The following is a 13,267-nucleotide window of genomic DNA, read 5'->3' as shown; positions in this document are numbered from 1 at the left end:
AGGAGTCTCGCGTCTTCCGCTCCAATCCACTTGATACTGACGAAGCATTTTGGTAAAAAAGCTTTTAAATGCCCAACTGAATGAGGACCGGGCATGCATTTCGCCCGGTTTTTCTTATAACGTCAGAATGTGAAAACAAGTTGTTTGAGTCATTGATAACATAATTTCGCTAGCGCTAGGTCATCCTAAGATTAAGCTTTATAAATGGAGGGATACCAATGCGCAAGTGGTTTTCAATACTAACTATTTTTGTTGTGACATTGGTCCTTGTGCCCCAGTTTGCGTCTGCGAAGGATTGGTATTTTAAACCGAGTAAAAATAATCAGCCGGCAACAACGGAACCTGAGTATGATGCGTTGTTAAAAAAATATCATGGGGTTTGGATCGGTGACACGACATCAAAAGATATTTACTTAACCTTTGATTGTGGATATGAAAACGGCTATACGAAGAAAATTTTAGATGTCTTGAAAGAGAAAAAGGTTCCTGCTGCCTTTTTTGTCACAGGCCACTATATCACCGATCAATCCGAGCTGATTCAACGGATGGTAAAAGAAGGCCATATCATTGGGAATCATTCTTGGGGACACCCAGATTTGTCAAAAATAAGTGATGAAAAATATAAAATCGAGCTGGAAAAATTAAAACAAGCCTATACCGAAATCACAGGAAGAACCGATATGAAATATCTTAGACCTCCACGTGGCACTTTTAGTGAACGTTCATTAAAGTTAGGGGAGGAACAAGGCTATACGAGTGTTTTTTGGTCCTTTGCTTATATGGACTGGATGAGAGATGAGCACAAGGGTGCCGATTATGCTTACAATAGTATTATGAAACGCATTCATCCGGGAGCCATTGTTCTTTTACATTCCGTATCCCGCGATAATGCCGAGGCTTTAGGTAAAGTCATCGATGATCTCAAAAAACAAGGCTATACTTTCCGCAGCCTTGATTATCTCATGGCACATAAAGCCGCACCATCCTTTGTCTGGTAAAGCTCAAAGAGGAAAACCACAGGAATTAAACTGTGGTTTTTTTATTTTACAAGAACCTACATATGAGATTGAAGTGAGTGAAGAGCATAACTCTCAAAAGTGATGATCGGGCTCTTGAGAGGATGGATAGACCGATTCGCGAAAAGAGGAGTATGGCGCACAAAAGAAGCCCGCCATTTTCAAAAGGTGCACGAAACGAGGCCGCAACTAACAAAAGAGATGTGCTTACGTACAAAATAAGGGTGTGGCTCACAAAAAGAACCCCCAGCCTCTATTTGTCCACAGGATGTGGAAAGAGGACTTAATGGAAAATTCAATGCTACTCCAGAGGCGTCTTTCCCCAGCTTTCATTACTTCCTCAGAAAATACCCACAATGTTATCCACATAACTAACACCTCTACGGCAATTATCAACAAGGTTATCCACTTTATTCACAGACCTTATATCAGCAGAAAAAATAAAGAATCACGTTTTTCACACTCTGGGCGTTTGTGCATATGATGTGGGTACTAGAGGTGGTGAAAATATGGAGAAAAGTATCAGCACATATAAAATGACTCAGTCAGAAAGCGTGGAGCAACAGCTTTGGAAGAAAAGTGTCCGTAGAAATCGAGCGTTTAAAGCTTTAACGATCGCGTCACCGATTCTTTTACTTATTATTTGGGAGATTTTATCACGAACGGCAATGATTGATCCGCGCTTTTTTCCACCCCCAAGCCTTATCATTTTAGAATTTTTTCATCTAGGTGCGACGGGGCAATTATTCCATCATGTGGGTATTAGCTTATACAGGATTGTTGGCGGGTTCTTTTTAGGGGTTATTCCTGCAATCATTATCGGACTTTTGATGGGAATGTATTTACCTGTACGCTATACATTACAGCCCTTAGTTATGGCGCTGATGCCCATTCCAACACTTGCTTTGATGCCTATTATCATCATCGTTTTTGGGATCAACGATATTTCTAAGATGGTGACGATCGCTGGGTCTGTCTTTTTCCCTGTCCTTATCAATACCGTTGCAGGGGTGACGAATATCGATCGGATTTATCTCGATATTGCTAAGAATTATGGTGCGAAATCCAAGGATTATTTTTTCAAAATCGCGCTTCCGGGTGCCTTACCTATGATGATGGAAGGGATTCAAATGGGGCAGGCCATTGCGCTACTCACGATTGTTGCCGCCGAAATGATTGGAGCTAACTCCGGTATCGGTTATCTCATTTGGACGAAATATAAAACCTTTGTACTCAAGGATATGTACGTTGGCCTCGTCCTCATTTCGTTCTTTGGCTATTTCTTCTCGCTACTATTACGAGGATTGCAGAGAAAGCTGATTCCATGGCAAAAGTCATAAAACATGAGCCTAGGGAGGTAACCATAGATGACGGAATCCAAAATTAAGGTGGATCATCTCACGAAAGTTTTCTTTAAAAAGCATTCCAGCGTGGCAGCGATTAAGGACATCTCTCTGGATATAAAGGAAGGCGAGTTTGTCTGTTTGTTAGGCCCGAGTGGTTGTGGGAAAACAACGCTGCTAAGAATCTTGGCGGGATTGGAAAAACCGAGTACAGGTGAGTATACGATCGCTCCTGGAAAGGAAAATAAACCCCTGCAATCTATGATCTTTCAGGAACAAGGGGTTATCCCTTGGATGACGGTTGAAAATAATGTTTCCTTTGGTTTGCGCATGCGCCATGCACCTAAAGATGAGCTAAAGGAGAGGACAGAATACTATCTCGATAAGGTGGGCTTAACTGAATTTCGCCACCTCTATCCTTCCGAGATTTCTGGTGGGATGAAGCAAAGAGTCAGTATTGCTCGTGCTTTTGCTAATGATCCTGAAATTTTACTTATGGATGAACCGTTCGCGGCGCTTGACGAACAGAACAAGTTTATTCTTCAAGAGGAGTTATTAAGCATTTGGGAGGAAACCCATAAGACAGTGGTGTTTATCACGCATAGTATTGATGAGGCGCTGTTACTTAGTGATCGCATATTTCTGATGAGCGCCCAACCTGGCACCATTACTCGAGAGAAAAAGATTGATTTACCACGGCCAAGGAATATTGAAATGGTTCGCTCTAATCCAAAAATGGGGGAAGAATTCGTCGATATTTGGCAGCATCTACAAGAAGCGGTTTTAGAAAAACGCCATTAATTCTTACGGCATTTTAACTATATTTTATAGGAGGGGGAAGTTATTCATGTTTAAGAAATTGGGGATTATGCTGCTCATGATTCCTCTGTTTGCCTTTACACTTTTAGGGTGTGAGCCAAATGCGGCCAAACAGTCGGGCAGTGAGGTGAAAGGGAATCCTGATGCTCAACCGATCGATGGAAATCTAACACCACTAAAGAAAGAAGTCACCGTAAAAATTGCCGAGGATGGTTCTTCGTCAGGCGCAGGGTTTTATGTGGCCAAGGAGAAAGGCTATTTCAAGGATTATAATATTAATGTTAAATTTGTGAAATTCTCGAATAGTGACGAGATGCTCCCAGCACTTGCGTCAGGACAAATTGATGTTGCCGGTGGTATTTCATCTGCCTCATTTTTTAACTCGATTGCACAAGGGATTGATGTTAAAATGATCGCAGACAAAGGACATAACATCAAAGGGAGTTCCTATTTCTCCTTTGTGGTTCGTAAGGATTTACAAGACAAAATTAAGAGCTACAAAGATTTAAAAGGAAAGAAAATTGCCGTCTCCACTAAAAATGGTGTGGATGATTACATGTTCCAACAAATGCTTGATCATGCAGGCTTAAAGAGAAGCGACGTTAAGTTCGTCCTGATGTCTGACTTTGGCAATATGATTGCTGGTTTAAAAAGTGGCTCTTTAGATGCAGCCCTACAAATTGAACCGTTAATTACACAAGGAAGCGCACAAGGCGTGAGTGAGCGCTTAGGGGATGCCACTGATTTTGCTCCAGATGATCAAATTGCTATGGTCTTAGGCTCTCCAGACTTTGTTTCTAAAGAAGACGATGTGGCTTTACGCTTCATGGTGGCTTATTTAAAAGGTGTTAGAGCTTATAATGATGCTTTTGTGAAAGATAAGGGCGGTAAGGATCAAATCATAGATATCATGACGAAATACACCTCTCTCGATGATAAAAAGGTCTGGCAAAAGGTCGGTGTCCCAGGACTCGATCCTAATGGCAAAATGAATGTTGATGATATCAAAAATCAATATGAATGGTACAAATCTCGTGGCGGTATTGAAGGCGACGTCGACTTGAAGAAAGCTGTGGACACCTCCCTTACTGAAAAAGCTGTTAAGATACTAGGGGAATATAAATAAAAGGAAGATAGGGTGGCGAATAGCTACCCTTTTTGCTTTAATACTCTACTTGTTTTTATAACGTATAACTTTGGTTTTCGCCATTAAGACTTGGCGTTAAGCCAAGTTTTCTTAAAAGGTAAGAAAGCATAAAATTTCTGATAAGCAGAATGGTGTGGATTTCCGCTCCAGAACGCTCGCTTTCCTCGGGCACGGCCTCAGCTAACTTGGGAATTGAATACTTTGTTTCCCAAGTGGATCTTCGGACACGTGCTATTTCCGAAGGAGTCTCGCGTCTTCTGCTTCAATCCGCTTGGTACTGACGATTCTTTTGGTAAAAAAATATTTTAATGCCCAACTGAATGAGGACCGGGCGCTCTTTGCCCAGTTTTTCTCAACCATGTTAGCAAGTCATAATCCTTCATGTCGTACTTGGTTTAGTAGAAAGAAATTTTTTAAGAGGACTTTATTTTGAATCGATGTTCTGTAGCTATTATTTAGTCATCAAATAGGTATTAAGATTGAATGTTTCGGTCATGATTTTCAATAAGGAAGGTGATGACCGTTGGCCATATTCATTACAGTTGTTTTATTAAGTGGGCTATTTTTGTTTTATTACAATAGGTTAAAGAAAGAAAATGAGAAGTTGAAAAATAGGAGTATAGATCACTTTAAAGTTAAAGATGAAATGAAACTATCACTTTTATTAGGCTTGTATCATCGTTATAAGAAAGAGGAAGACCCCGAGAAGGAAGAAAACCCATTACAGTTCGAAAGATTTGTTGCCAAGGTAATGGAAAGGTATTACTCAGGTGAAACGTATGTTACTCGTGGATCCGGAGATTATGGGGTAGATATAGAGCATTCGAGAGAAGATGGGCTTTATCTTGGTCAGGTGAAGTGTTATGCCCCTAATCATCCGGTAAATTACGAACCTATTGCAATTATCCATTCACAAATGGTAAAGCAAGGTGCTGCTGGAGGATTTGTAGTGACAACAAGCCAGTTTACTTCAAATGCTATTGGATATGCTGAAAACTTGGATATCCAGTTAATTGATGGAATTACGCTTGTTAACATGTGGATATCAGGCGCAGAAAAACAGTACAAGCATTATTTAGAGTTGGTGAATGACGAACAAAAGGATCAAAGTGTTTAATGAATAGAGCCGTAGGGTGCTCATTTTTTAGTAAAGAATGTGCAAACCGACGAGGGAAGAAAAAGAGCAAGCGCGAATACGTAGATTCATTTTAAAAAATAGTAAGCCAAGAAAATGGTGGACGGTCAAATCAGAGGTTTCTAAGAACTTGGTGTTAAAGTGTCCCTATAGGAAAGATAAAACCGCCCTCTTTTACGGGCGGATACTGACTGAATCAATGATTGATACGATAATTAAACTTATTATCCCTGCAATGACCGATACAAAAGATATGAATCCCATTCCCAGCCCTGTCCAGCGACCCATTATTAAACTTACCACTGCCAATCATACTTAGAAGAATGACTACCGTTGGGAGGATATATTTTTTTACCTTTGTTATTACTCACCTTTTTAATCAATAAGGAAAAAAGAAAGGTCAATAACAGGATTAGCATTCCAATGAATATTAAGGCTCCCATTATAACACCCTTTCATGAGAATCATATATTATGAGTAACTATAAATGACCTTTTTCATAAGGTGATTTATTTGAATGAGTTGCTATTATATTTAAGTTGAAAAATATCCTCCAACAATATGCTATATACATGAGGCTAGCAAAGTGTGTTTAATTAAACACTTCAACAAGCAGCAAGGAAACAGCCCCGATGGCGGTACCGTCATCGCCGAGCTTGACTGTTTCAATTTTTGTATTCTTGGCTTGTTCAGTGAGCCCTCTTTGTTTAACAGTAGCACGTAGATTTTCTAGGACAAAGTCACCGGCTTTAATGACACCGCCTCCTAAGAGGATAAGACTAGGGTTCACAATATGAATTAAATTAGTAATGCCGATCCCTAAATAAGAGCCTGCCTCTCTTAGAATGTCAATACATAAGGGGTCGCCTTCTGTAGCCCCTTGATAAATAAGTTCCCCAGTAATTTGCTCTGGCACCTCTGTCCAATCTGTTAGGATGCTCGTTTTTCCTGAAGAAATTTCACTCATGGCTCGTTCGGCAATAAAAGGTCCGGCAGCTAGGGCCTGTAGGCATCCGTGGTTTCCACAGCTACAAGTGGGGCCGTCGGGGTCAATGGTCATATGGCCGATTTCTCCCATGAGAAAATCATCTCCATGGTATAGCTTGCCGTCAATAATGATGCCCGCGCCGATACCGTACCCCACATTGATGCACATGAAAGAGGAGATATCCATGCCATTCCCATACCAGGCTTCACCTAAAGCAAGAGCCCTCGCATCATTCTCTACTTTTACATTCATTTTAAAATGAGCCTCAAGATGATCTTTAATCGGAATATCTCTCAATTGAAGAGAAGGGGCGAAAATAGAAATCCCTTTTGAGACATCTACGATCCCGTGCATAGCTACCCCAATACCCAGAATGTGTTCTTGATTATACTGGCTGTTTTCTTTTAACAGCTCTTCAATCACTGACGTCATGCGATCAAGGAATTGCTCATTGGTTAAGGGAAGCTTAAGTGCGATAGATGAACGCCCAAGAATATCTGCATCTAAATTCGCAAAGACCCCTTTAATAGAGTGTGGACCAACATCTAATCCTACGATAAAAAAGTTCTTGGCATTGATAATCAACATTGTTGGTTTTCTGCCGCCCTTAGATTCTCCTTGGCTACTTTCAATCACCATTTTGGATTCGATGAGTTCGGAGACAAGATTGCTAACAGTGGGAGGGGTCAATTTTGTTTTCTTAGCAATTTCGGCACGAGAGATGGGTCCTGATTTTCTTATTGTATTTAGAATGAGGGAACGATTCAGCGATTTCATAAGCTGAAAGCTCCCAGTCATTAAATGGGACATGAATGAACCTCCGTTATATACGCCCTTAAATAAAATTAATTAAATTATATTATACAGAAAAAGGTGACATGAAGAAAATGGTTAAACTTCATTTGTTGATAAGAAAGAGAGGATTGAAAAGATGGCTAAGGTGTGTTTAAATGGAATTAACTTAATTAATTAATTTTATAAAGTGGAGTGCTAGTTAAGAGAGAGAAGGAGGAGTGACATGGCTGAATTACGCTATAACCCACTATTAAAAGACTGGACAATGGTGGCCTCTTCGCGACAGAAACGGCCAAACATGCCTAAAACGGATTGTCCGTTTTGTCCAGGATCAGGAAAAGTTCCAGAAGACTATGAGGTTCATATTTATCACAATGATTTTCCAGTTCTATCAGAAAATCCTCCGGAGCCCGATGAAGTAGGTGGTTCTCTATATAAGACGAGAAAATCAAAAGGGCGTTGTGAGGTCATCCTGTATTCACCTGATCATCACGCGACGATTCCGGACTTAACAAGGAAGCATATGCATAAGCTTGTAAATGTATGGGAAAAGACATATCAAGCACTCGAACAAGATCCTGAACATGCTTATGTTATGATTTTTGAAAACAGAGGCGAAGAAGTGGGAGTGACGATGCCTCATCCACATGGGCAAGTTTATGCTTATCCTTTTATTCCTTTAAAAGTGAAAACTGAGTTAGCCTCTTGTGAAGAGTATTTTGAAGAGCATCAAGAGAATATGTTTGATGCGATGATTGCGGAAGAAAAACGCTTCGGTGAACGGGTATTATTAGAAAATGACTCTTTTATTGCCTTTATTCCCTTTTTTACAGATTATCCATTTGGTGCCCACATCGTAGCAAAAAGGAATAAAACTGCAATCACAGAATTTACTACCGAAGAAAAAAGAGATCTTGGCGACATTATTCAAAATGTTGTCGGTGGTATGGATAAAATTTACGATCGGCTTTTTCCTTATATGATGGTGATGCACCAAAGGCCGTCAGACGGGAAGAATTATAATGATTTTTATCGGTTTCATGTCGAATTCTACCCACCATTAAGAGGAAAGGATAGGATTAAGTATAATGCCTCTTCAGAAACAGGGGGCTGGGCGGCTGCCAATCCGATGAGAGTGGAGGAGACAGCACAGATTTTAAAAGAAAAAATAGAGGAGTTTATGAAAAATGACTAACGGGTTACGAGAGATGTTCGACGATTTCCATCATTATTTTCCGGGAAATAGTGATGAGATTCGGGTTTATTTTGAGGCTATGTATTGCCTACGGCCTTATCATTGGGAACGTATATGTTAGTCAGACTTCGACAGGATGGGAAATATCAATTGAGAAGTCTGAATTTCAAGGATCACCCTGTCAATTTTGACGAGGAGCAACTGGTGTTTAAGAAAGAGGATGATTGGGGCAATTATCCAAAAGGGATTATTAAAGAACTGATGAAAGAAAGCGCTTCGTTAAAGGGGGCAGATATTCTTTACTATGGAACGATCCCGAACGCAGCCGGATTGTCATCATCGGCTTCCATTGGGATGGTGACAGCTTTCGGATTAGCGAGTCTTGTTGGTCATCCGACTGATCGTCAAGCGCTTGCCTTCCTTTGTCAACGTATGGAAAACCATTTTATTGGTGTGAATACAGGGATATTGGATCAATTTGCTGTCGGATTATGCGAAAAGGATTATGCGCTTTTTTTAAATTGTGATACGCTTGAAAAGGAAAAGGTCGCTTTAAAGCTAGGAAACTATAAATTGGTGATTACCAATACCAATAAGCGGCGTGGACTGGCTGATTCTAAATATAATGAACGCCTGCAAGAATGTCGAGAAGCACTAAAGGTGTTACAAGAGGTCAATCCCGCTTGGAAGACCCTAAGTGACATCTCTATTGAAGCATTTGAACGTCACCAGAGTCGGTTAGCGTCCATTCCTAAAGCTCGTGCACGGCATGTGATAACGGAAAATGCAAGAGTTTTAGACGCTGTAAAGGCATTAAAAGTGAGTGATCTTAAAACTTTTGGGGAATTGATGAAGCAATCTCATCGCTCTCTCCGTGATGATTATGAGGTGACGGGTCAAGAGCTTGATGCCCTGTTTGATACCCAAAGGCAAATGGCTGGTTGCATAGGCACACGGATGACGGGCGCCGGTTTTGGTGGATGTACAATCAGCATTGTAGATGCAAATACACTGGATGTTTTTAAGGAAACCGTGAGCCGGAAATATAACCAACAGACCGGTTTAGAAGCAACCTTTTATATTTGCGAAACAGGCAATGGTGTAAGAGAAATAACTGAAGAGGTGGTATCATGACGATACTTGTGAGTGGCGGAGCGGGTTACATCGGAAGCCACACCGTTTTATACTTAAAACAAAAAGGGTTGGATGTGGTCGTATTCGATAACATTCAAACCGGGCATAGTGATGCTGTAAAGGATGTGCCTTTCATTAAAGGGGATTTAAGAGATGAAGCGGCTTTAAAAGCTGTTTTTGAAGCGTACCCCATTGAGGCTGTCATTCATTTTGCGGCAAGCTCCCTAGTAGGGGAAAGTGTTCAAGAACCCTTAAAATATTACGAGAATAATGTTGGCGGGACGCTATCTTTACTGAAACAAATGGTGGCACATGATGTAAAGCATATTGTTTTTTCATCCACAGCGGCTACTTATGGAGAGCCAAAGTCTATCCCGATAAAAGAGTCAGACCCTACAGTCCCTACCAATCCATATGGGGAAACTAAGCTAGCGATTGAAAAAATGTTTAAATGGTCGGAAGCTGCCTATGGTTTAAAGTCAGTATCTCTTAGATATTTTAATGCAGCTGGAGCAGATCCTGAAGGTACCATCGGTGAGGATCATCAGCCAGAGTCCCATTTGATTCCTTTAATTTTGCAAGTAGCTTTGGGACAGCGTGAACATATTTCTGTTTTTGGGAATGACTATCCGACAGAGGATGGCACTTGTATAAGAGATTATATCCATGTTATGGATTTAGCGGATGCTCATTTCCGAGCATTAGAGAAGTTAAAGAAAACTGGTGAAAGTGGGACTTATAATCTTGGAAATGGCAAGGGCTTCTCTGTAAAAGAGGTGATCGAGGCTTGTCGCCGTGTGACGAACAAGGAGATCCCTGCTGTCGATGCCCCAAGACGTGCAGGAGATCCTGCTGTTCTTATTGCCTCTTCAGAAAAGGCGGAAAAGGAACTCGGTTGGAAACCACAATACCCCGAACTTGAAAAAATTGTGGAACATGCTTGGGCGTGGCATAGTCATCATCCTAATGGGTATAACGATAAGTAATCGATATTCATGCCTTATAAATATTAAGACCAGGCTGCTGAAAAATTGCCTGGTCTTAACTTTACTTCTTCATTAATCCTTCTTCATGGCTCGATGCTCTGAGGCTTCCATGCGTGCACGAGCTTCCCAATCATCCTCATCTAAAGGGAGACCATAACGCATATCGGCAGCTCTGACGATTGGTTCATCTTTAATTTCTTCTTCACGACGCTTTCTATTTTTGGCCATCTTAATTATCCTCCTTGTCTATCTTCAATTATTGTTTTCCACTGGCTCTGTCCGCACGCTTGAACTCACGTTGATAGAGTACGGATTGTGTTTTGTTTAAATTATCCTCATCACGTAATTCTTTTCTTTTCTTAGCCATAATAGGACCTCCTTTTTAAAGGATTTAAGAAAAATACAGAGGGAATCACCACTGTTACTTTTATTCATTTCCTTTTGCGGGCAATTTTAACCTATAAGAAATGTAAGAAAAAGCTTAGCTTCCACCAAAACTTCAATAAGGAAGAAAAATTTTTCTATCGAAGCTCTTTCTTCATTCGTCAGCTTGTGCTTTCTTATTTTTAAAAAGAGGTTGAGACAGAAGTCTTTCACTCATAGGAAAATCCGAACATTCTATTTGAATGAACGGATTTTTCTTTATTCTTAGCAAGAGGCGAACCGCTTCGTCGTCAGCTTCCACGGAACAACTCGAAGTTTATTCGAGTTGTTCCGCTGGACTAAGGAAAGCGACTAGGAGAATAATCTTCGCAGAAAAAATCGTGGTTCTTACGATTTTTTTGAGTCTCCACATTTTGACTACGCTCTCCCTCTTTGAACTTGCATTGTTCGGTACTTGTATTCGTTATTTTTTCTTTGTCCTAGTCTTGTATATTAAATATATAGGATTAAGCTTCGCGAAGCTCTTGTTCGTTTGTTTGTACAAAGCTTTCGATTGTTTGTTGATGAAGGAGGAACCGTTCTTTCGTCACCATATAGAGATTGAATTGATCGATATGCTTTTGATAATGAAGGGATTCGATATCTTCAAAAGGTTGGACGTAAGGGGATTTTAAAGCGGCTTTTTGGGAGCGGATGTTTTCTTTGCGAATACGCATGAAAATCGTGTGAATATCTGTTTGAGTAAACACTTCAGTGAAAAAGGCGGTCTTTGCTTTTTGATTATACCCTTTTCCAAAATAAGGTTTACCTATCCACGTTCCCAAGTAACCGGTCTGATCCTCTATGTCATAGAGAGTAATCGTACCTATTGGCTGACTCCATTCATCGAGAATGGTCCTTGAAATCAGTTGCTGTTGTGTTTCTTGTTCTATCACTTGCTTGGTAAGAAATAAAAACTCTTCTGGGGTATAGGCCTTTTGACGAACATAAGGGAAGACCTCAGGATGTCTAATTAACTCGAACAGTGCGCCACACTCTGCTAAATCACGTTGTTTTAACATAAAAAAACCTCCCTGGGATGGTATGAGCCATCTAAGTCATAGAAAACATCGGGGTGGGAATCGAACCCACTAGGACCAAAAAACTTGGTGGCGCACCAATTGCCTTCCCGCAGAGGGAGCCCAGTCCAAACGCTATTGAATATTTAGACTAATCTCCCGTTTCAACAAGGATATTTTACTATTTAGTTTCAAATATAAGCATTTATAATGATTTATTATGATTAAGTAAGAATATCTCCGTAATTATCATTATTACTCACTATAATTCATAAATACTGTATCCTAGAGAAGATTATATCCGATTTTAACCGACTTGAAAATAGGTATTTTATGTCGAAAACCGTAAATATTTTCAAGGAAGTGTAAAGATTAGAATGGTTGGTCTGGAAAGGAAAGACTTGTCTTTTGTGATAGAATAGGTTTAGGTGATGACGATGATAAGACTCGAAAAAATTACTGCCCATCCGAAGAAAAAAGACGTCTATACATTAGAGTTTGTGAGTGAGTGGAAGCGTGAATGTTTAGATGTTCATGAGGATGTTCTTGTAAAGAAACGATTGCTTAAGGGGCTTGAATTAACGGAGCAAGAGTTTAGAGAGTTAAAAAGAGTCCAAGAAGCGAACGCTGTATATCTCTTAGCCATTAATTACTTGTCGTATCGCATTCGAACTGAAAAGGAAATCTATGATTATCTCGAGAAAAAAGAGGCTGATCCCTCTGTCATCACGGAGACGATCCATCGTTTAAAGACTGAAAAACTCATTGATGATAAAATGTTTTCGGAAATGTTTGTGCGGACTCGAAAAAGAAATTCGGTGAAAGGCCCTCGCCTCATTTTACAGGAGCTTATGCAAAAAGGAGTGGCGCAGGCTGATGCTGAACCTGCTATACATCAGTATTCCTTTAGTGAGCAATATGATAATGCTATGAAATTTGCCGAGCAGCGGTTAAAGGCTTCCGACAAGCTCTCCAATCGAGAGAAGCATCGCAAGATCGGACAAGGCTTGCTGCAAAAGGGATTCGATCAAGCCGTCATTCAAACGGTTCTAAAAGAGTTGCCAGAGGCGAATACGGAGGATGCAGAATGGGAGGCACTAGTCAAACAGGCCGATAAAGCCGTGCGTAAGTACCAGAGATTAGAGCCAAGAGAAAGCACTTATAAGCTTAAGCAAGTTTTATATAGAAAAGGTTTTACTGCTGACTTGATTCAACGCTATATTGATCAGCTCGATCAGCAAGAAGAGGATTTGTGAAAAGGGAGCGT

Annotated in this window: 13 protein-coding genes; 9 read left to right on the top strand and 4 right to left on the bottom strand. The window is 40.4% G+C overall.

Annotated features, from left to right (window positions below; all coding sequences use genetic code 11):
* Nucleotides 1-218 precede the first annotated feature (218 nt).
* From pdaA to IEV91_RS18645, 5 genes are all read left to right on the top strand, one after another.
* Nucleotides 219-998: a delta-lactam-biosynthetic de-N-acetylase gene (gene pdaA, locus IEV91_RS18665; RefSeq protein WP_188498950.1), complete on the top strand. Its 780-nt coding sequence runs from the start codon at nucleotides 219-221 to the stop codon at nucleotides 996-998.
* A gap of 527 nt (nucleotides 999-1,525) precedes the next feature.
* Nucleotides 1,526-2,356, top strand: coding sequence for an ABC transporter permease (locus tag IEV91_RS18660; protein WP_188498949.1), 831 nt, complete (start codon nucleotides 1,526-1,528; stop codon nucleotides 2,354-2,356).
* Nucleotides 2,357-2,383: 27 nt separating this feature from the next.
* Nucleotides 2,384-3,160 (top strand): ABC transporter ATP-binding protein, encoded by a 777-nt coding sequence (locus IEV91_RS18655; RefSeq protein ID WP_188498948.1) that lies wholly within the window; start codon nucleotides 2,384-2,386, stop codon nucleotides 3,158-3,160.
* 46 nt (nucleotides 3,161-3,206) lie between these two features.
* On the top strand, nucleotides 3,207-4,304 hold the full coding sequence (locus IEV91_RS18650; protein WP_188498947.1) for an ABC transporter substrate-binding protein: 1,098 nt from the start codon (nucleotides 3,207-3,209) through the stop codon (nucleotides 4,302-4,304).
* Nucleotides 4,305-4,848: 544 nt separating this feature from the next.
* Nucleotides 4,849-5,442 (top strand): restriction endonuclease, encoded by a 594-nt coding sequence (locus IEV91_RS18645; RefSeq protein ID WP_229745654.1) that lies wholly within the window; start codon nucleotides 4,849-4,851, stop codon nucleotides 5,440-5,442.
* 610 nt (nucleotides 5,443-6,052) lie between these two features.
* Here the strand turns inward: IEV91_RS18645 and IEV91_RS18640 are convergent.
* The gene (locus IEV91_RS18640) at nucleotides 6,053-7,258 is read right to left on the bottom strand and encodes an ROK family transcriptional regulator (RefSeq protein ID WP_188498946.1); all 1,206 of its coding nucleotides are present in this window, start codon (nucleotides 7,256-7,258) and stop codon (nucleotides 6,053-6,055) included.
* Between the two features lie 208 nt (nucleotides 7,259-7,466).
* Here IEV91_RS18640 and galT point away from each other — a divergent pair, with 208 nt between their 5' ends.
* The 3 genes from galT (at nucleotide 7,467) to galE (ending at nucleotide 10,558) form a co-directional block, all read left to right on the top strand.
* Nucleotides 7,467-8,438: a galactose-1-phosphate uridylyltransferase gene (gene galT, locus IEV91_RS18635; protein ID WP_188498945.1), complete on the top strand. Its 972-nt coding sequence runs from the start codon at nucleotides 7,467-7,469 to the stop codon at nucleotides 8,436-8,438.
* 84 nt (nucleotides 8,439-8,522) lie between these two features.
* Nucleotides 8,523-9,572 (top strand): galactokinase, encoded by a 1,050-nt coding sequence (locus tag IEV91_RS18630; RefSeq protein WP_188498944.1) that lies wholly within the window; start codon nucleotides 8,523-8,525, stop codon nucleotides 9,570-9,572.
* Nucleotides 9,569-10,558 carry a UDP-glucose 4-epimerase GalE gene (galE, locus tag IEV91_RS18625; protein ID WP_188498943.1) on the top strand — a complete coding sequence of 330 codons (990 nt, stop codon included), beginning with the start codon at nucleotides 9,569-9,571 and terminating at the stop codon, nucleotides 10,556-10,558. The genes IEV91_RS18630 and galE overlap by 4 nt, the downstream gene beginning before the upstream one ends.
* Before the next feature lie 72 nt (nucleotides 10,559-10,630).
* On the opposite strand, the gene IEV91_RS18620 is transcribed toward galE, so the two are convergent.
* From IEV91_RS18620 to IEV91_RS18610, 3 genes are all read right to left on the bottom strand, one after another.
* Nucleotides 10,631-10,786, bottom strand: a complete 156-nt coding sequence (locus tag IEV91_RS18620) for a hypothetical protein (RefSeq protein WP_188498942.1) — start codon at nucleotides 10,784-10,786, stop codon at nucleotides 10,631-10,633.
* A 28-nt stretch (nucleotides 10,787-10,814) separates the two neighbouring features.
* Entirely contained in the window at nucleotides 10,815-10,925 is a 111-nt protein-coding gene (locus tag IEV91_RS18615; RefSeq protein WP_188498941.1) for a YfhE family protein, read from the bottom strand.
* A 523-nt stretch (nucleotides 10,926-11,448) separates the two neighbouring features.
* Nucleotides 11,449-12,003, bottom strand: coding sequence for a GNAT family N-acetyltransferase (locus IEV91_RS18610; RefSeq protein ID WP_188498940.1), 555 nt, complete (start codon nucleotides 12,001-12,003; stop codon nucleotides 11,449-11,451).
* Between the two features lie 434 nt (nucleotides 12,004-12,437).
* On the opposite strand from IEV91_RS18610, the gene recX reads away from it, so the two are divergent.
* Nucleotides 12,438-13,256, top strand: coding sequence for a recombination regulator RecX (gene recX / locus IEV91_RS18605; protein ID WP_188498939.1), 819 nt, complete (start codon nucleotides 12,438-12,440; stop codon nucleotides 13,254-13,256).
* Nucleotides 13,257-13,267: the final 11 nt, after the last annotated feature.

This window comes from Pullulanibacillus pueri (genome assembly GCF_014639255.1).
Classification (GTDB): domain Bacteria; phylum Bacillota; class Bacilli; order Bacillales; family Sporolactobacillaceae; genus Pullulanibacillus; species Pullulanibacillus pueri.
The sequence above is the reverse complement of the archived record's forward strand: the minus strand, read 5'-3'. Positions and strand labels throughout refer to the sequence as shown.